Consider the following 19030-nt stretch of genomic DNA (forward strand, 5'->3'; position numbering starts at 1 on the left):
CTCCCCTCATATGTTTAATCTTTCAACAAAATACGGCATGAACCCTTAAATTGCTCATTACCGATTTAGTTATATACGTTAGTTGTAACCTAAAAATTACCCTGAAACCATTCTTTCATACGGGCCCATAAACTTTGCGTATTATCATTCATTGTGGGTACCTTGTAGTTTGATACATACTGTTGTTGGTATCCTTGCAACAACAAACCTACCCCTGTTGCAAATGAAGGATTTTCTGTTGCTTCAGCCAATCCAGAAACATGATGAGCGCAACCTTTTCTTACAGGCATCTCAAAACAAAGTTCTGCAAGTTCAATACCGCCTCTAACATTAGCAGCACCACCAGTGAGAACAATGCCCGCAGCCATTCTATCTTCAAAACCACTACGTCGTAATTCATTGCGTACTAGAGTAAATAACTCTTCATAACGCGCCGCAACTACATCAGAAAGAGTTTTAGCTGATATCTTTCTTCCTGGCCTGTCACTAACGCTTGTAACTTCTAACATGAGATCTGAATTTGCTAATTCAGTTAAAGCGCACGCATGATTCAGTTTAATGGATTCTGCTGCTTTTGTGGGTGTCCGTAATGCCATTGCTATATCATTCGTCACTTGATCCCCCGCAATGGGAATGACGGCGGTATGTTGAATCGCCCCTTCACAAAATATAGCAATATCGGTAGTTCCACCACCAATATCTATCAAGCACACACCAAGGTCTTTTTCATCTTCGGTCAAAACGGCATGGCTTGAAGCCAATTGCTCCAGAATAATATCATTTACCTCTAAACCACAACGTCGCACACACTTAACTATATTTTGCGCAGCACTTACTGAACCAGTAACAATATGTACTCGCGATTCAAGTCGTACGCCCGACATTCCTATAGGTTCGCGGATGCTGCCTTGTTGATCGATGATAAATTCCTGCGGCAAAACGTGCAGAATCTTTTGATCTGCAGGAATTGCTACAGCTTTTGCGGCATCAATCACACGTTCTACATCAGCCTGGGAAACTTCTTTATCTCGAATTGCAACGATGCCATGTGAATTTAAACTGCGAATATGGCTACCGGCAATTCCTGCATAAACCGTTCTCACTTCACATCCAGCCATAAGTTCAGCTTCTTGAACCGCTCGCTGAATAGAGTTCACAGTAGCCTCTATATCAACCACAACACCACGTTTTAAACCACGTGAGGGATGACGACCTATTCCGATAATTTCTATTGCACCATCAGCTGTGACCTCTCCAATTAATGCAATTACTTTTGAAGTTCCAATATCCAATCCAGTGATAATATCTTTTTCTATTTTTTTTGCCATTATCGTTCCGTTTGTTGTTTCCACTGCACCGCCATACCACGTGGATAACGCAAGTCCACGCTAGACAATTGCTCAATTTTTTCAGCAAACACTGCTGGATATGCTTTACAAAAACGCTGCAATCGTTCCTCTAACTCTTTCTTTCCCAAATATATTTTTATATCATTGCCTAAAAGTAATACCCAGGATTGGTTCTCTCTTAGATGCAGTCCAGTAGGGTTTAAACCGTACATTGACAATATCTTACTCAATTTTTCGTAAACTTGTAAGACTTCTTCTTGTTGAGATAGTGGTCCTTTTAATTTTGGCAAGCTTAGACCCTCTGGAACCGCACCTTCATTAAATAATCTGCCGTCCTCTGTCATCAGGGCATTATCCCAAATTGCAACGGGTTTTTTTTCAACAAGTCTTATTTTCAATGTGTCGGGCCAAACACGCTCAACCGATGCAGTATCGATCCACCCCAGTTCATTCAATTCGTTCTGTAACGCACTAATTGATAAAGTAAAAAAACTATTATTCAAGTGTTTTGATAATACCCCTTCGAGCTCTTTATGCGTCACATGTTCATAATTTGCAGCGACTTTAATTGTGGTAATTGGAAACCGCTCTGCATCGGATAGATAATAGTACCCTAAGCGGCAAGTTAAGAATATTGCACTTAAACTTAATATCAACAACCAACAGATATATCGCAAATTACTGGAATCAACATCCCTATTTTTATTCATGGTGCTCACAAATAGTTGGTTACCAAGTGTTGGCGGCAATTCTGATGCACCATTGCAATACGAATCAACTCATCCAATAAATCAGGATAAGCTAAGCCACTCGCCTGCCACAATTTTGGATACATACTAATCGAAGTAAATCCAGGCAAAGTGTTTACTTCATTAAAATAGATCGTTTCTGTTTTATCATTAACAAAAAAATCCACCCGCGCCATACCCTTGCATTTTAAACGGATAAAAATATCTGCAGCAGCTTTCCTTAATTGCTCGTATAAATTCTGACTCATAGAAGCCGGTATAATCAGATCGGTTTGTCCACTTTCTAAGTATTTTGCTGAATAAGAATAAAAACCATCAGGATGATGTACACGTATTTCACCAGCGATGCTAACTCGTGGCTCACCCGAAGGTACTGAACTCTCCAGAACAGACAACTCAATTTCTCGTCCAGACACAAAGGACTCCACTAAGATCTCTTCGTCATAGCGTAAAGCATCATCCACTGCGACTAACAATTCAGCCATATTTTTTGCTTTATGTATGCCTACACTGGAACCCATTGAGCAAGGTTTAACAAACAAAGGCCAACCAAATTCTTCAGCAACTTCATGGCAAAAGTGTTGCCTTTCAGATACAGAGGCATGCCAAGATAAGAGCTTATAATTTGCTGATTTTAAACCATTAACGCAAACGATGCGTCTGGCCATATCTTTATCCATTCCAATAGATGAAGAAAGTACATCACAACCCACATAAGCAACACCCGCTAATTCAAGCATTCCTTGCAAGCAACCATCTTCATATAAAGGTCCATGCACTACCGGAAAAACGACATCAGCATCCACCGATAAACGTCCATTAATAAACAAGCTAACCAAAGGCTTCGAGTGTTCGGTTACTACAGGAAGTTTTTCTTTAAAGGCAAGTAAATCCTGGTATTGGTGAAGATGAAATAATCCCTCTTTATCCATTGCTATAGGAATAATATTATATTTTTCAGCATCCAAGTGGGTAAGCACAGATGCAGCGGAAATTAATGAAATTTCATGTTCTCCGGATTTTCCACCATAAAGCAGAACTAAATTGAGAAGCTTAGACATTTAACGGTCTCCGATTATATGAACTTCGCGCACCAACTCAATTGTTGTCTGCTCACGAACTTTAGTTTGTACTAAATTAATCAAGGCCTCAATATCAGCTGCAGTCGCTGTACCTTGATGGTTGATAATAAAATTAGCATGTTTCTGAGAAACTACTGCGCCCCCGATATTGAAGCCTTTTAATCCACAGGACTCAATAAGTCGAGCTGCAAAATTTTCTGGTGGATTTCGAAACACTGAGCCACAATTGTATTCATTAGTAGGTTGCGTGTTTGCACGGTGAGCCAACAAATCTTTGATGACTTGTAGTGAAGTTTCTTTATCACCAGTTGGCAGCTTAAATGTGGCTGAAATGAACCATTCATCGGGAGGGACAGAAACATGTCGATAAACCACTTCATATTCCTGAGGTTTACGAATTCTTATTTCACCATTTCGCGTCATAGTTTGCAGTTCCACCACAAACTGCCACGTTTCGCCGCCATGACAACCCGCATTCATGCGTAAAGCGCCACCCATCGTTCCAGGAATGCCCGCCCAAAACTCACCACCAGACAAATTATTACGCGCACAAAAACGCGCCATACTCGCACAAGATACCCCTGCTTCAACTTTAACAATTTGCTTGTCTAAAAGTGCAATTTCTTTTAAACATCCTTGAGTCAAAATAACTGTTCCTGGAAATCCAGTATCGCGAATTAACGAATTGGAACCTAATCCCAACCATAATAAAGGTTCTGTTTCCGGAAGTTGGCGAAGAAACAAAGCCAGATCAGCAATGCTTATCGGCTTATAGAGCTTCGCAGCAGGTCCTCCAACTCGCCAGGTAGTATATTCTGCCAAAGACTCATTATAAAGCAAACTGCCTTGAAATTCTGTTACATGGCTACAATCGTTCTCAGTTGGACACATGTTGCTCTCACACTTCCTTCATTAAGTTTACAGCAATTTGGCCAATACTACCGGCTCCCTGCATCAATATCACATCACCATCTTTAATTAACTGATTCAATTTTGCTTTGAGCGATTGTTCATTCACCAGAGTTACTGTTTTATCTTTACCTCTAATTTTCTGTGCCAAACTCTCACTAGTTACTCCAGGGATTTCGGGTTCGCCTGCGGAATAAATATCAAACAAGAATAATTCATCCGCAAGGCTCAACACATCAACAAATTGCTCTTGTAGAGATTGAGTTCTCGTATAACGATGTGGTTGGAAGACATGTACCAGACGCTTATTGGGCCAAACATGTCGAAAGGCATCGATGGTTGATAAAATTTCCTGAGGATGATGACCGTAATCATCTACAATAAGAGCTGAACCATTCTCAAATTTTTTCTCACCTAACATTTGAAAACGGCGGCCTACCCCTTGAAATTTTGCTAAAGCACGTTTAATAGAAGCATCATCCACCCCTAATTGCGTCGCGATCGCAATAGCGGCTAAGGCATTTAATACATTATGGCGGCCTGGGTACTGAAATTGAATGTTTAATTCAGAATAAGGTACTGGACGTACTACGGTGAACTCACTAATGAGCTCATTTTGGGTCCAATTGGTCGCACGATAATGTGCTTCTTCAGAAAATCCGTATGTTAGAGTAGGTCGTTCAATAGCTGGAAGAATCTTACGTACTTCCGGATCATCAATACATACTACTGCTAACCCATAAAAAGGTAGATGATGTAAAAATTCAAGAAACGTTGTTCTTAATTTATCGAAATCATTTTCATAGTTATCCATATGATCCGCATCAATATTAGTTACTATGGCCATCATGGGTTTTAAGAATAAGAAAGATGCGTCACTTTCATCAGCCTCAACTACAAAATAGGGGGATTGGCCCAGTTGAGCATTTACTCCCAAACTATTTAATTTTCCACCAATTACAAAACTTGGATCTAAACCACCTTCCGCTAAGAGGCTGCTTACCAAACTTGTGGTTGTAGTTTTACCATGAGTTCCAGCTACAGCAATGCCATGGCGAAAGCGCATAAGTTCAGCAAGCATCGCTGCTCGTGGTATTACTGGAATCATTTGCTCGCGAGCAGCTACAATTTCAGGATTATTCATACCAACAGCTGAAGAACGCACTACCACATCTGCGCCTTTTATATGTTCGGCTTTATGTCCCATATAAACAGGAATTCCTAAAGATTTTAATCTTTGTACCGTACTACCTTCTCCTAGGTCTGAACCTGTAATACGATATCCTTGGTAGTGTAATACTTCAGCAATACCACACATGCCAACCCCACCAATTCCTACGAAATGTATTTGTTCTACGCAGCCCATCCTTGAAGATATAAATTGTCCTGAATTACCCACAAATGCCCCCTTATGCTGACAGTGGCCCTAATCCAAGAGCTTGCCAACGATTTTCGTGATCAATGCGCAATAATAACGCAATTACAACACAATTGATAACCATACTTGCACCACCATAACTCATGAGTGGCAGAGTTAACCCTTTTGTTGGTAATAATCCCGAGTTAACGCCCATATTTATAGCTGCTTGTAGCCCCAGCCAAAAAGTCAAACCATAAGCCGTGTATGAAGCAAACAATCGCTCTTGTATATAAGCATTGTATGCGATAGTCATACCTCTAATAACAAGTATACTGTATAGGAGCATGACCATTAAAATGCCTACCAGACCCAATTCTTCTGCTAACACAGCGAATAAAAAGTCGGTGTGTGCTTCAGGTAAATACAATAATTTCTGGATGCTTTCTCCCAAACCAGAGCCGAACCATCCTCCTCGACCAAATGCAATCAAGGATTGAGTTAACTGATAACCACTATTATATTGATCGGCCCAAGGATCTAAAAACGCTGTAAGACGGGCAACTCGATAAGGAGACGACACGGCTAAAAAGGCCAGCGCTCCCATAACTACGAACATCAATCCTATATAATAGCGTAATTTTACACCCGCTAAAAATAGCATAGCCATAACCGTACCAGAAATCACCACTGTGGCGCCAAAATCTGGCTCAAGTAATAATAAAAAGGAAACAACTCCCAAAATTACCATGGGTTTAATAAATCCCAAAATACTATTACTAACTGCATTTTGTTGCCGTACTAAATAGCCTGATAGATAAAATATCATAGTAAGTTTGGCAAGTTCAGACACTTGCACACCTATTGGCCCTAAAGCCAACCACCGTCGGCTGCCATTAACTGACCGACCTATTCCGGGAATCAACACAATGACTAACATAAACAAACAAATTAGCAACATCGGCATGCTGATTCGTTCCCAAACACTACTATCTGTCCTAATCACGATAAGAGCAATCATTAGACCCGCAAATAAATAACATGCTTGGCGAATCAGAAAATGAAATGGTTGGTGGAAATATTTGGTAGAAATCATGACCGAACTTGAGGCCACCATCATCAGCCCGATGATCAGCAAACCGATAACCACACTAATTAGCCATTTATCATAAAGCGAAATAGGTCTACTTACAGGTTTGCCTCGTTGATTCACATGTCTTGGCCGCATTGATTACAATCCATTTACTAAAGACGCAAACGATTCACCGCGATGATTAAAATCACGGAACATATCTAAACTGGCACATGCAGGAGACAATAAAACAACATCGCCCGGTTTTGCCTGTGACTTAGCTACAACTACAGCATTATCCAAAGAAGAAGCGCGCGAAATAGGTACTACATTAGCTAATGCAGCTTCAATCTTATCTGCATCTTCACCAATTAAAATAATAGATCTTACATAATCAGCTATAGGTTGGGCCAGTTCACTAAAATCAGCGCCCTTTCCTTGCCCACCGGCAATAAGTACAATCTTACCTTCCATAGAACCTCCTATTCCATTAATAGCAGATATAGTTGCACCAATATTCGTCCCTTTAGAATCATTAATCCAGTCTACGCCATCGAGAGTTCGCACCCATTGGGATCGATGCGGCAAACCCGTGAAAGAACTTAACACCTTGATGATATGATGATGTGAAATTCCTGCAGCATCCGCTAAAGCAGAAGCAGCAAGCGCATTAAGCCAATTATGAACTCCTTTGATTAATACAGACTCAACAGGCAAAATGCAAGTACTACCTTTTGCCAAATACATTTTATCTTTTTGGGTAATCAAACCCCAATTGTTTTTTTCAGGAGCATCAACGCCAAAAGAAATATGATTCACTCCTGAAGTTGGAATAGTATAATGATCACCACGATTAAACAAAGCAACTTGTGCTTGATGATACACTCGTTGTTTCGCTTGTGCATAAGCTTCCATTGTATGATGTCTATCTAAATGATCAGGAGATACATTCAGAATGGTAGCTGCGATTGGTGCTAAAGAATAAGTTAAGTCCAATTGAAAGCTGGACAATTCCAGAACCCACAAATCGTATTGATGCTCGTCATCAAGCATATCAAGAACTGGCGTCCCTATATTTCCGGCCACAGCAACTTTGAATCCTGCTGCCTTTGCCATTTCTCCTACTAAAGTAGTCACCGTTGATTTTCCATTAGTTCCAGTAATTGCGATCACTGGAGCATGAATCTCTCGAGCCAAACACTCAATATCACCATAAACAGGGATACCTATTTGCATGGCTTTTTTTAAAAAAGGTATCTCCAACGGCAAGCCGGGGCTTGCAATTATATCTGACAGTTGGGTTAGTACTTCATCAGGGATATGCTGAGTATAAACAAGAACATCGGGGAATTCTTTTGTGAATTCAGCCACACTTGGAGCTTGTGCACGCGTATCAAATGCAATAAAAGGTTTATTTTTTCTACGTAAATATCGCGCTACCGATATTCCAGTTTTACCCAAACCTGCAACTAAATACAAAGGAGAATTCATGAATGCACCTTTTTATCGAAGTTTTAAAGTGGCTAACCCGCATAGCACAAAAACAACAGTAATAATCCAGAATCTGACAATTATCTTAGGCTCTGACCATCCTTTTAATTCAAAATGATGATGTAACGGTGCCATTCTGAATAAGCGTTTACCATGAGTATATTTAAAATAACCTACCTGTAAAATGACCGAAATTGTCTCGATGACAAATAAGCCACCCATCATTAATAAAACCAGTTCTTCTCTAATGACTACTGCGACAATACCCAAAGCAGCCCCTAAAGCTAAAGAGCCCACATCGCCCATAAATAACTGAGCAGGATAACTATTGTACCAAAGAAATCCAAGTCCTGCGCCCACAATCGAAGAGCAAAAAATGGTTAATTCTCCGGTATTTGGAACATAAGGTATACCCAGATAAGGTGCATAAACCGAATTGCCAGAGGCATAAGTAAAAATCCCCAAAGCACCTGCAACCATGACGATAGGCATAATCGCCAAACCATCCAATCCATCAGTCAAATTTACTGCATTGGAGCTTCCCACAATTACAAAATAACCTAAAACAGGAAAGAGAATACCTAAACCTATCGTTAACGATTTAAAAAAAGGAACGGTTAATTGAGTATGGACCGGTAATGTAGCATGCATGTATAAATAAATTACAGCAATAAGCGCAATGACTGATTGCCAAAAATACTTCCAACGTGCAGGCAATCCTTTACTATTTTTTAATACCAATTTGCGGTAATCATCAACCCAGCCTACTACCCCATTTGCCAGAGTCACCAAAAGCACAAGCCATAAGCTGGATTGTTGCAAATCACCCCAAAGCAAACAACTTACCGTGATTGCCAATAAGATTAAAACTCCTCCCATAGTGGGAGTTCCTGCTTTGGATAAATGTGATTGAGGACCATCATCTCGTACCATCTGACCAATCTGTAAGCCTCGCAACCAACGAATCATCGCAGGTCCACACAATAAACCCACTAAAAGTGCAGTTAGAGAAGCTAAAATGGATCTGAAAGTCAGGTATTGAAAAACTCTTAACGCATGATATTGCCCTTGAAATAGCTGCGTTAGCCAGTAGAGCATAATTGTTCCTCTTGGTTAACCCAATTATGGGTTTGTGTTAAATATCGTCCAATAGAATAATGGGCCAAAAAAGCGGCCAAGCATACCACAAACCTACATACCATTCAGCATCATACAAAAAAAATTTCTTTGCTTTTTTATCATCATATAGACAGGTCGCTAGAACTCCTCAATCTAGCAGTTGGTGCACAATTTTTTCCATTGCACTGGCTCGAGACCCTTTCACCAAAACAACAACATCTGGGGCTAATTTTTCTACTAGATTGTGCACCAGTAACTCTTGGCTGGAAAAATGCTCACCTCCGACACCAAACGACTCAGCCGCCAATTTGCTGTAAGAGCCACAACTTAGTAACTGATCAATTCCTAATCGTCGCGCTGCAAATCCAACTTCCTGATGGTGCTGAGTTGCCCAAGTCCCCAATTCCCCCATATCGCCAAACACAAAGATTTTTTTATCAGGACGTTCTGCCAATACTTCTAAAGCGGCTAGAACAGAACGTAAATTTGCATTATATGTATCATCGATTATTGTTGATTGATTTTTTCCTTTAAGAACTGTCAAACGTCCTTTTACACCGCCAAAGCTATTTAGCCCCTGTTGAATCTCTTTTATGGCAATTCCAACTGCATAACAGCAAGCTGCAGCAGCTAGCGCATTGCGAACATTATGCAAGCCAGGAATTTTTAAATGAATATCGGCCTGTCCATTAGGTACAATTAAAGAAAATTGACCACAACCTTGCTCATCTAGAACAACATCTTGAGCATAGATATCAGCAGGGTGATCTAGAGAAAAACGAAGAACCTTTTTCTCAATCAATAATTCATCCCAAAAATGAGCATAAGCATCATCATCATTAACTACTGCTACACCGGCAAGAGATAAACCTTGATGTATTTCTCCTTTGGCGCGAGCCACACCATCTATAGAACCAAATCCTTCCACATGGGCTGGAGCTATATTGTTAATTAATGTCACATCGGGATGAACAATTGCAACAGTGTGTGCGATTTCACCAGGGTGATTTGCACCCAGCTCAAAAACTGCATAACGGTGTTGGTTATTTAATTGTAAAATGCTCAGGGGAGCACCAATATGATTATTGAAGTTTCCCTTAGTAGCATGAGAAGGAGGGGGTAAAATGGCAGCAATCATTTCTTTGGTTGTTGTTTTTCCATTAGATCCAGTCAAAGCGATGACAGGGCAATGGATATTTTGTCGATGCGCTGCCGCTATTTTAGCTAATGCTTGTATGGGATCTGCAACAACAAATTGCGGTATACGTACTCCATCTACAGCATGACTTACTATGGCAGCGACTGCACCTCGAGTTTCTGCTTCTTTTACAAAGTCGTGTCCATCAAAACGCTCACCACAAATGGCAATAAACAAACTTCCTGGCTTGAGTTCACGAGTATCTGTAGAAATTCCAGTAAGTTCAGTATTAATCTGACATGGTTGGGCAAGTAATGCAGCAACAGTATTTAGGTTCATAGTATTCAGACATAGCTAAAAGTCTAGTGTACTAAGACTTGTGCTTAGAGTTCAAGTGGGTAATAACAGTAAAAAAAGTTTAATTTTTTTTCCTTACCAAACGCTATCTTGGATGCGGGTGTACCATGTAGGTTTCAAGAAAATGAGTAGCGTATCAATTCCCGGATTCATCTAGACACCCGGGCTAAATGAGGCCTATCCAGCAGCAAATTCAAAATGAGACTGATTAATTTGTAATAGGCGATAATAGCGAGCAATACGATCTTCAGTTAAGGGTTTACGCTGATCATCCAGTAAGTGCGCATCCAAACCTTCACTTAATTGCCTTGCTGTTTCTAACATCACTGTAAATCGTTCCATATCGATACCGGGATTTTTTGAGGAGTGCATGTACAAACAAAGACCACGCACACTAAAGGCACCAATATTTTGTAAATCAAAAACGCCTGTCGCAGTTGCAGCTGCCAAACTACATAAAACAGGGCCTTGACCATTAGAAAATTGATGGCGGTGAAATAATTGTCCTTCGCCAAAACGTAAACCGGCAGCTAAAACGGTTTGTAATAATTCATATCCAGCGAATTGTCTGTTTTCTTTTGCCAGCAAAAACATCATCAAAGTAGGCTGATGATCTGTTTGACCTTTCGTCTCAACTTCTATTTTAGGCGTGGATTTTGACTCAATTTCTATCTTTAGTTTATGGTCCTCTTCATCATCCAAAGGCATTAAACGGGGCTGTGATGGCTTTGTAGTCGTTTTCTTTGTTAATTGTAAATTCTTATCCACTTCAATTTTATTCTCCATTGCCGCAGCATTAACCTTACGCACAGCAATAATGTCATCAGTATAATTTTGTGTGCTATCGGAAGTCCTTTCTGGTGTTCCCAAATTAGGTTGATAACGTTCTGGACTTAAGCTCTGTCTTCGAGCTTTCATTAAGCGCCCAATTGCTACGATAACGCCAATTAACAACAGGACATTAAGAATTAAGCTCCAATTTGCCTGCATCATTTACTCCATAGCCAAAGCTTGTGTTACATCAACCGCAACCAAGCGAGATACTCCAGGTTCACGCATAGTTACCCCAATCAAATGATCTGCCAATTCCATTGTAACTTTATTATGTGTAATAAAAAGAAACTGTACGAATTGTGACATCTCTTTCACTAAAGCGCAAAAACGCCCCACGTTTACATCATCTAAAGGTGCATCCACTTCATCTAACATACAAAAAGGCGAAGGATTTAACTGAAAAATAGCAAAAACTAATGCTACCGCAGTCATTGCCTTCTCTCCCCCGGATAACAAATGAATGGTACTGTTTCGTTTTCCAGGAGGTTGTGCCATTACTACAATACCAGCTTCCAACAGGTTATCACAAGTCAATTCCAGCTGCGCTCTCCCCCCGCCAAATAAACGCGGAAATAGGGCTTTGAATGAAGAGTTGACTTGATCAAAGGTATTTTCCAAACGTGAGCGGGTTTCTTTATCCATTTTTTCAATGGCAGTTTCCAGTGTTGCCAACGCTTGATTTAAATCATTATATTGCTCATCCAAATACACTTTACGCTGTTGTTCTGCAGTAAATTCTTCAATTGCAGCAAGGTTAATAGCCCCTAAGCGTTTTATTTTTTCAGAAAGAGCAATTAATTCATCTTCCCGCATAACCTGAGTGATCTCAGCAGGAATCAACTCAAGTAATGAGGATGCTTGTAAACCTAATTCATCAAGCGATTCATGTACGGAGCTAGCACGCACAGCCAAAGCCTGCTCTTCCATTCGAGCTTGGCTTATTTGTTCTTGGATCCGTTTTACCTCGAAATCACAGTTTAAAATATTTTTCTCACATTCTTCAAGCTCCATCCTTAATTGTGAGGACTGCTCCCTACTTAGAGTCAATTGCAATTCTACTTCATTATGTTTTTGTAACAGTACACTCAATTGTTCGTTGAGCTCTTCTCCTGGACCTTCTGTTTGCAGGCAAAGCATTGCTAAATGTTCCAGCCGCTCCTCCAAAATATTCAACCGCTCTTGTTCTCGCTGAATACGATCGTTTATTTGCTGTATTTTATTTCGCTCTCTATCATATTCCAGTTCTGCCTGATGGAGCATAACGCGAGACTCTTCTACTTGTTTATTTCTTAGAGCCAAAGTGTGTACCCATTCTTGTTTTTCACGTAGGCAATGCTCATGTTGTTGCTCATACTCTCGACATTGTTCTTCTAAAGAATGTAATTTCGCTTTTATATCATATTCTTCTGCAGCCATTGCTTCCAAAGTTAGAGTTAACTCTTCGCACTCGGAGGCAAGTGCTAGTGCTTGTTGTTCTGCATGAATAATGGCTTGTTCATTTGCGCTTCTTGCCACACTATTTACTCTTAATGCCTCATTACTGGCATTTACATTGAGCTGTTGTAATTCGATTTCCTTTAAACTTCGTTGGACCTGCAGATGGGTCTCATCACGTTCGGTCCTTAAAATCGCAATTTTTTGTTGTTGCTCCTCAACAACTAGAGATAAATCAGAGATTTTTTGTTGTCTTGCCAATAAGCCTAACTCATCCTGAGTTTCTGGAATAACAAATTTCACCCAGCCCCTTCCCAACCAAAAACCGTCGGGAGTTATAATTGACTCATACTCGGCTAATTCAAGTAACCAGCTCAATGCCTCATCAATATCTTCGGCAGTGTAAATATGTTCCAAGGGGGATGCATGTGCGGGAATATCACCTTTTATTTTATCTATGAGACGTGGGTGAGCCCCAGATTGAAGCTCTTTTTTTCTCAGAGTGACAATGTGTTCGCCTTGCCGTTCACAAATTGCTCGCTGCGGCCATAGTTCATCAAAAGTTTCTAGGACATAGGCATGTAGTGCTTCATTAAGCACACGCTCACAAGCAGATTGCCATTTGGGCTCCACCTGTAAAACATCCATTAATCGAGGTTTTTCTGACCATTCCTTAATTGTATTCTTGTTGCTTTGCATACCTTGTTTTGCGGCACGCTGGGCTGCCATCAATGCGGCATATTCACTATTTGCATGATGGAAATCATCTTGTAATCCATGTAAGTTTTGTTCTACATCTTGTAATTGGGCGCGTAACCGTTCGGCATTCTCATGACTTTGTTTGAGTTGAAGCTGATCAAACTCTTGATCTGCAATTAATTTAATATGTTGAATCTGTAAATTTTCTCGAGTTTGTTGTAAATCTGCTACGGAAATTCGTTCTTGCTCTAATTGAAGTTTTTCTAATCTTAATAGGGTTTGCTGATGTTTCTCCTCCAGATGCTGTGCTTTAACTTGTGCTACTTGAAATTCCCTTTTTAGGGTACTTCCTTGTGTCTGAGCCTCTTGCCAACGAAGTTCCCATTCTGTCTGTTGTTTTTGCGTATCTAGCCAATTCGTTTCTTGTTCTTTAAACTGATTCTTTAATTGCTCAAGTTTCTTTTCTAAATCGCATGCATGCTGTTGACTATGCGCTAACTCTTCTCTATCGTGTTTGTGTTGTTCCGTAGCAACCCGCCAATCCTCTTGCATTTGCTGTTGATCTTGCTCCAAACGTTTTTTTTCACGTGTCTGCTGTTGTATGGTCTCTTCCAAACGTGCTATTTCAGTTCCCAACTGATAGAAGCTCGCTTGAATTTGCTGCGATTGGGCATCTGCATCATGCAGAGTTTCATTCAAAATGATCCGGTCTTTATTTGCTTTTGCTAATGCACTTTGCTGATGTTCGTAGCCCACTGCTAATTCTTGTATTTGGCGTTGTTTTATTTCTTGTTGGGCAATAAAATCTCGCCATTTTAGCGCTAAAATTTCTGCACGACATAACCGCTCTTCATCTTTAAGAATAAGATAACGTTCCGCCGCTTTAGCTTGACGCTCTAAGCGTTGTAATTGTTTGTCTAGTTCTTCTCGGATATCGGCAACACGAGTTAGATTCTCACGCGTATGTTCAATACGTTGTAAGGTCTCGCGTCGTCGCTCTTTATATTTGGAAACACCTGCCGCTTCCTCGAGGTGCGCTCTTAGATCTTCCGGTCTGGCTTCAATCAGCTGAGAAATAGTACCCTGACCAATGATTGAATAACCACGAGCTCCAGCTCCTGTACCAAGAAAAATATCGGTTATGTCTTTACGCCGACAACGACTGCCATTCAAATAATAAGAAGAATCACCATCACGAGTTACAACGCGCTTTACAGCGATTTCGCCATAACTCGCGAAAGGACCGGCCAAACGCCCAAGACTATTATCGAAAACCAGTTCAACCGAAGCCTGGCCTACAGATTTACGATTAGAAGAACCATTAAAAATCACATCGGCCATAGATTCACCCCGCAAGTTTCGTGCGGAACTTTCTCCCATGACCCAACGTACAGCATCGATAATATTCGATTTTCCACAACCATTAGGTCCAACAACTGCAACCAATTGGCTCGGAAAATGAACCACTGTAGGATCCACAAAAGATTTGAAACCGGCTAGTTTTAATTGCTTCAAATGCATAGGTCGGGGCAATTTAAAAAAAATAAGCTGGCATTATAACTGAGGATGAGCAGGCTATCCACATAAGTACAAAACCTCTTTCCAATTAAGACCGGATGAAAATAACTTAGATCTATGTAGCGATTACCTAAAGGCTAATTGACAAACAAATGAACAAGGATATAATTTGGGCATTTAGTAAAAATGGATAGATAATGAAGCGTGTACTCAATAAATCACTCTCCCTCCTTATACTCAGCACTGCTTTTCTTTTTTCAAATCCAATTTTTTCAGATCCACCGAATCTTACTTTAGTAAAAAATGAACTCAAAAATTATTATGATTCAGGCCTATATCAAAAAGAGTTAACTCAAGAGATAAAAAAAGCCCAAAATTATATTGATCAACAAGCCGAAATCAATCAAAAAGAAAAATCACCTAAAAAGCTTGCTTTAATTCTAGACATCGATGAAACCAGTTTATCGAATTATCAATATATGATTAAACGTGATTTTGGTGGGAACCGGGAAGCATATCATCAAGACATAATGGCTGCTAATGCTCCAGCGATTGAGCCTATGCTCACTTTATATCGAGATGCACAAGACCATGGTATAGAAGTATTCTTTGTTACCGGTAGAAATGAATCTGAACGCAAGGCCACGGAAGAAAATTTGCAAAAAGCAGGTTATACTGGATGGTCCGGTCTGTATTTGCGGCCTATGAACTATTCCTCAAAATCAATTATTCCCTTTAAATCCAATACCCGAAAGATGCTCACTGAAAAAGGCTACATCATTGTGGCATCGATAGGAGATCAATATAGTGATCTTAAAGGTGGGTATGCGCAAAAGATATTTAAGTTACCCAACCCCTTTTATTATTTACCGTAGGTATTTGACTATATGCTGCACCGCAGGCGAATAAAGCCGGTTATTCATAGTTTTTTAGAACTATCAGGTACAATTTCATTTGTATCCTGATGGACTATATCTTTTAAAACAAGTGACATTAACAATTGAATTTGTTGCTCATACATTTCTCGATCATATCCTCCTTCTAATCCCCAATATAATTTTTCGATGCAGCTTTTATTCTCTTGATATAATCTGAATAAACTCTCATAAAAATAGGTTAAGTCGGTTTCGTTAAAACGAGTTTTTCGTGCTTCAGCAGTCCCCATTAACTGACCGTCAACAAATTTCCCACAATAAGCTGTTTCCGCTTCATGAGAATCCCAACCTGTAGGTAAAAATAGAGCTACTTTCTGCTGATTGGTTTTCGCTTGTTTGATTTGTTCTTCAATTTTTTCTAATGCAAAAACTAAAGCTGGATGTACTAAACCGGGTTTGCGTACGGTACTACTTAAATCTACTGCAAAATATTCGAAACTTCCTCGTTGCCACGCCTGAATTTTTTGTCCTACATCTGTTGCACTCTGTTTAAAGGTTTTAGTAATAAATGCATTATCTTGTTGGGGATAAACCCTGGAGTCAAAAATATCAATATGGCATATATCCATATCTGAAGCAGAATTCATCAAAATATAACATAGGCCATTGTCTCGATTTACGTCAGTTCCAACAATAATATGTTTCAATGGTTTACTCGATAAATGCTCCAGATATTTAATTAGAACCGCTGACTTATTTAAAATACAAAAACCACTACCCTCGTCACTGTATGCATGATGCGTCGGCAAGCCAAAAGAAAAGTGTATTTTTCCCGAATTAAATAAAGTCATCGCAATATCTTTGATTAATACCTCAAACGTTCCAGGGGTAATGATGATATCTGGAGATAATTGTTTCCATCCTTTTTTTTGCGCTTGGATGCAGTAAATAATAATTTGTTCAAGATATTTTAATGGGTGTACTGCTAATAGAGCCTGGAGTATTTCATCTTCTTCGGGAAATTGCGCAAGAAGTGCCAGAGCGATTTCTGCATCCCCCTTTTTTATTGCAGTAAATAATTGTGTCCAGTGTTTCGGTAGGTTTACAAAATTAGTGGTAGCTACGGGTAAGGATGAGTCTGCTGATTGAATTTTTGTAATTACCTCGGTCATATGTTGGAGACGTTCAAATTGATCTTCGTCCGCACCTGCCGGCATGGCATGCATTTGATTTATATCTTGGGGGGAGGGAATTTGAATACAACATTCTTGAGCGTTATGCGTACTAGGAGAAACCTTAGGTCCAAAAAAATATTTATGCTTCATCTTCATTAATCCATATGAAAGTAAGGAGCAAAAGAGTTTCTGCTCCAAGCGAAACTCCTTTAATTTTTATTAGATTATAGCGTATAGGGGCATGATGCAATGAAGCGGGGCAATTAATTTAAGGCAACAGCACTATAAGGATAAGGTGGTGGTGCATCATAGCTCTCCATCCCATCTTTAATCTCTATAAGTTCTTGAGATAAACCTTTACGCCTTCCTGATTCAATAGCTTTAGGGCCCGCAAAGAAGGTTAATCCAACTCCAGAGGCTGCTGCTAGAGTAGAGGCAATTCCGAAAGCAAGCTCTGTTTCTAATAAGCTAAGTCCTAATGAAATACCCCAGGCACTTAGAACAGAGCTCGAGCCACAAGTAGTGATAAAACCAGCTATACTAGAGCAAATGAGCAGAGCACCCAATACAATAAGTAGACCACCTAAAACTTGTTTACCCGTAGAGTTGCTTCCCGATGTATAAGCAGCGATATCTCCTAAACGTTGCGCTAGTTGTTTATCTGTAGGATTAACTAAAGCGGAATTTAAAATAAGAACAGTTCGCCCATAAAAATGATAATCAATGTCTTCATGCTTTTGCTTTTTTAATTTTACTTCGGCATCAATTAAATTGACTGCATTGATGATGTGTTTTTGAAGCGCGGTAGGCTTTAAGAGCTTATTCTGACTAATATATGCCAATCCATTGTTCAGGATTTCTTCTTCCAAAATAGGCAAAAAGTATTCTTGAATTGCAAAACATCCTGGTGCACTTTGTTTATTACTTTCAAACCAGGCAGTCGCACTATAACCAGTCCATAATGGATATGGTAAATCTCCATGTTGCGCAATATGAGTACTTTCAATAAGGCTCCCTAAAACCTTCTCAAACTCGGCATCTTTTTTTTCATTTTTTACGTTGGTGTACATATCCCATAAGAAACCACACAAACGAAGATAATTACTCCGATGGACTTGATTCAAATAGTCAGGATCGCTTACTCCGGGATATATCGTCAATTGATTCAAATACCGCACAGCTATCAAGCAAATACGTACCTGAGGAGAAAGGTCAAACAGGTGCGTGTCTTCGTAATTAGCCAATGCATCCCAAATTCTATTACTCAAATCCTGCACCGATTTCATTGGATTTTCTTGCAACGTTTCTAAAAATAACTGTGCTGCAGGAATATGCTCATTTAACCATGCTCGGCGAGAAAAAAGGTTCTGCAACAACTCCTGGGTTTCAATTATTGCTTGCTCATGAGGAATCATCTTGTGTTCGAGGATATTACGCTCCTCTTGCAAACGGCTTAACTCCAGTTGCAACTCAAAGGTTTCTAGTACCTGAATATTCTCTCCATAATAATGAATCTTGGGACGCATTAAATCCTGAGCCAGCACCATATCCATAGAAACCTGATGCTCTATTAAGGAAATACGTAAATTCAAAGACCGCAATTGTTCTTCATAGGGATGAAGTTGTTGCCTCTGGCTTTCAACGAATTGTAAATTCTCTGAGATTTGTTGTTCGAGTGGGGTTAATTCTTTTTGCCAGGATAGGAGATCAGCGTGATTGTAAACAACTGGGTTAGCTGTAGGCATAATGATTCTCACATGTGGGTTACATTAGAAGCGCATTCGATTATACACGGTGGGAACTATTGATTCAATTATTGCATTTTATACTCATAGTAAGTTCTAACTTATTGATTGTAAATGCAAAAAATTG

Annotated in this window: 14 protein-coding genes; 1 reads left to right on the top strand and 13 read right to left on the bottom strand. The window is 39.8% G+C overall.

Translation table 11 applies throughout. The annotated features are described in order from the left end of the window. Positions 1-89 precede the first annotated feature (89 nt). From ftsA to smc, 11 genes are all read right to left on the bottom strand, one after another. Positions 90-1328, bottom strand: coding sequence for a cell division protein FtsA (gene ftsA, locus ACWTE2_RS32830; RefSeq protein ID WP_182391521.1), 1239 nt, complete (start codon positions 1326-1328; stop codon positions 90-92). Beyond that, entirely contained in the window at positions 1328-2059 is a 732-nt protein-coding gene (locus ACWTE2_RS32835) for a cell division protein FtsQ/DivIB (protein WP_454786062.1), read from the bottom strand. The genes ftsA and ACWTE2_RS32835 overlap by 1 nt, the downstream gene beginning before the upstream one ends. 5 nt (positions 2060-2064) lie before the next feature. Continuing rightward, positions 2065-3159 (bottom strand): D-alanine--D-alanine ligase family protein, encoded by a 1095-nt coding sequence (locus ACWTE2_RS32840; RefSeq protein ID WP_182391523.1) that lies wholly within the window; start codon positions 3157-3159, stop codon positions 2065-2067. Continuing rightward, positions 3160-4071, bottom strand: a complete 912-nt coding sequence (gene murB / locus ACWTE2_RS32845) for a UDP-N-acetylmuramate dehydrogenase (RefSeq protein ID WP_454786063.1) — start codon at positions 4069-4071, stop codon at positions 3160-3162. 7 nt (positions 4072-4078) lie between these two features. After that, a complete protein-coding gene (gene murC, locus ACWTE2_RS32850; RefSeq protein ID WP_182391525.1) occupies positions 4079-5488 on the bottom strand; it encodes a UDP-N-acetylmuramate--L-alanine ligase in 1410 nt (469 codons plus the stop codon). 10 nt (positions 5489-5498) lie between these two features. Beyond that, entirely contained in the window at positions 5499-6674 is a 1176-nt protein-coding gene (gene ftsW, locus ACWTE2_RS32855; protein WP_182391526.1) for a putative lipid II flippase FtsW, read from the bottom strand. Between the two features lie 3 nt (positions 6675-6677). Then, a complete protein-coding gene (gene murD, locus ACWTE2_RS32860) occupies positions 6678-8009 on the bottom strand; it encodes a UDP-N-acetylmuramoyl-L-alanine--D-glutamate ligase (protein WP_454786064.1) in 1332 nt (443 codons plus the stop codon). 12 nt (positions 8010-8021) lie between these two features. Further along, entirely contained in the window at positions 8022-9107 is a 1086-nt protein-coding gene (mraY, locus tag ACWTE2_RS32865; protein WP_182391528.1) for a phospho-N-acetylmuramoyl-pentapeptide-transferase, read from the bottom strand. Between the two features lie 169 nt (positions 9108-9276). Beyond that, on the bottom strand, positions 9277-10605 hold the full coding sequence (locus ACWTE2_RS32870) for a UDP-N-acetylmuramoyl-tripeptide--D-alanyl-D-alanine ligase (RefSeq protein ID WP_454786065.1): 1329 nt from the start codon (positions 10603-10605) through the stop codon (positions 9277-9279). 195 nt (positions 10606-10800) lie between these two features. Then, positions 10801-11613 carry a cell division protein ZipA C-terminal FtsZ-binding domain-containing protein gene (locus ACWTE2_RS32875; protein ID WP_454786159.1) on the bottom strand — a complete coding sequence of 271 codons (813 nt, stop codon included), beginning with the start codon at positions 11611-11613 and terminating at the stop codon, positions 10801-10803. A 3-nt stretch (positions 11614-11616) separates the two neighbouring features. Continuing rightward, positions 11617-15111 carry a chromosome segregation protein SMC gene (smc, locus tag ACWTE2_RS32880; RefSeq protein WP_454786066.1) on the bottom strand — a complete coding sequence of 1165 codons (3495 nt, stop codon included), beginning with the start codon at positions 15109-15111 and terminating at the stop codon, positions 11617-11619. Between the two features lie 194 nt (positions 15112-15305). On the opposite strand from smc, the gene ACWTE2_RS32885 reads away from it, so the two are divergent. Continuing rightward, positions 15306-15983, top strand: coding sequence for an HAD family acid phosphatase (locus tag ACWTE2_RS32885; protein WP_182391531.1), 678 nt, complete (start codon positions 15306-15308; stop codon positions 15981-15983). Between the two features lie 44 nt (positions 15984-16027). Here ACWTE2_RS32885 and ACWTE2_RS32890 read toward each other — a convergent pair whose 3' ends face one another. Together ACWTE2_RS32890 and ACWTE2_RS32895 are read right to left on the bottom strand one after the other, a co-directional pair. After that, positions 16028-17308 (bottom strand): acetylpolyamine aminohydrolase, encoded by a 1281-nt coding sequence (locus tag ACWTE2_RS32890; protein ID WP_454786067.1) that lies wholly within the window; start codon positions 17306-17308, stop codon positions 16028-16030. Between the two features lie 113 nt (positions 17309-17421). Beyond that, on the bottom strand, positions 17422-18903 hold the full coding sequence (locus tag ACWTE2_RS32895) for a hypothetical protein (protein WP_454786068.1): 1482 nt from the start codon (positions 18901-18903) through the stop codon (positions 17422-17424). Positions 18904-19030: the final 127 nt, after the last annotated feature.

Source organism: Legionella nigrisilvae, assembly GCF_977063395.2.

What these genes read in the sequence shown, in the direction of transcription:
- ftsA (WP_182391521.1), bottom strand. Translation starts at nt 1,328, where the DNA reads ATGGCAAAAAAAATAGAAAAAGATATTATCACTGGATTGGATATTGGA.
- ACWTE2_RS32835 (WP_454786062.1), bottom strand. Translation starts at nt 2,059, where the DNA reads ATGAATAAAAATAGGGATGTTGATTCCAGTAATTTGCGATATATCTGT.
- ACWTE2_RS32840 (WP_182391523.1), bottom strand. Translation starts at nt 3,159, where the DNA reads ATGTCTAAGCTTCTCAATTTAGTTCTGCTTTATGGTGGAAAATCCGGA.
- murB (WP_454786063.1), bottom strand. Translation starts at nt 4,071, where the DNA reads ATGTGTCCAACTGAGAACGATTGTAGCCATGTAACAGAATTTCAAGGC.
- ftsW (WP_182391526.1), bottom strand. Translation starts at nt 6,674, where the DNA reads ATGCGGCCAAGACATGTGAATCAACGAGGCAAACCTGTAAGTAGACCT.
- murD (WP_454786064.1), bottom strand. Translation starts at nt 8,009, where the DNA reads ATGAATTCTCCTTTGTATTTAGTTGCAGGTTTGGGTAAAACTGGAATA.
- mraY (WP_182391528.1), bottom strand. Translation starts at nt 9,107, where the DNA reads ATGCTCTACTGGCTAACGCAGCTATTTCAAGGGCAATATCATGCGTTA.
- ACWTE2_RS32870 (WP_454786065.1), bottom strand. Translation starts at nt 10,605, where the DNA reads ATGAACCTAAATACTGTTGCTGCATTACTTGCCCAACCATGTCAGATT.
- ACWTE2_RS32875 (WP_454786159.1), bottom strand. Translation starts at nt 11,613, where the DNA reads ATGCAGGCAAATTGGAGCTTAATTCTTAATGTCCTGTTGTTAATTGGC.
- smc (WP_454786066.1), bottom strand. Translation starts at nt 15,111, where the DNA reads ATGCATTTGAAGCAATTAAAACTAGCCGGTTTCAAATCTTTTGTGGAT.
- ACWTE2_RS32885 (WP_182391531.1), top strand. Translation starts at nt 15,306, where the DNA reads ATGAAGCGTGTACTCAATAAATCACTCTCCCTCCTTATACTCAGCACT.
- ACWTE2_RS32890 (WP_454786067.1), bottom strand. Translation starts at nt 17,308, where the DNA reads ATGAAGCATAAATATTTTTTTGGACCTAAGGTTTCTCCTAGTACGCAT.
- ACWTE2_RS32895 (WP_454786068.1), bottom strand. Translation starts at nt 18,903, where the DNA reads ATGCCTACAGCTAACCCAGTTGTTTACAATCACGCTGATCTCCTATCC.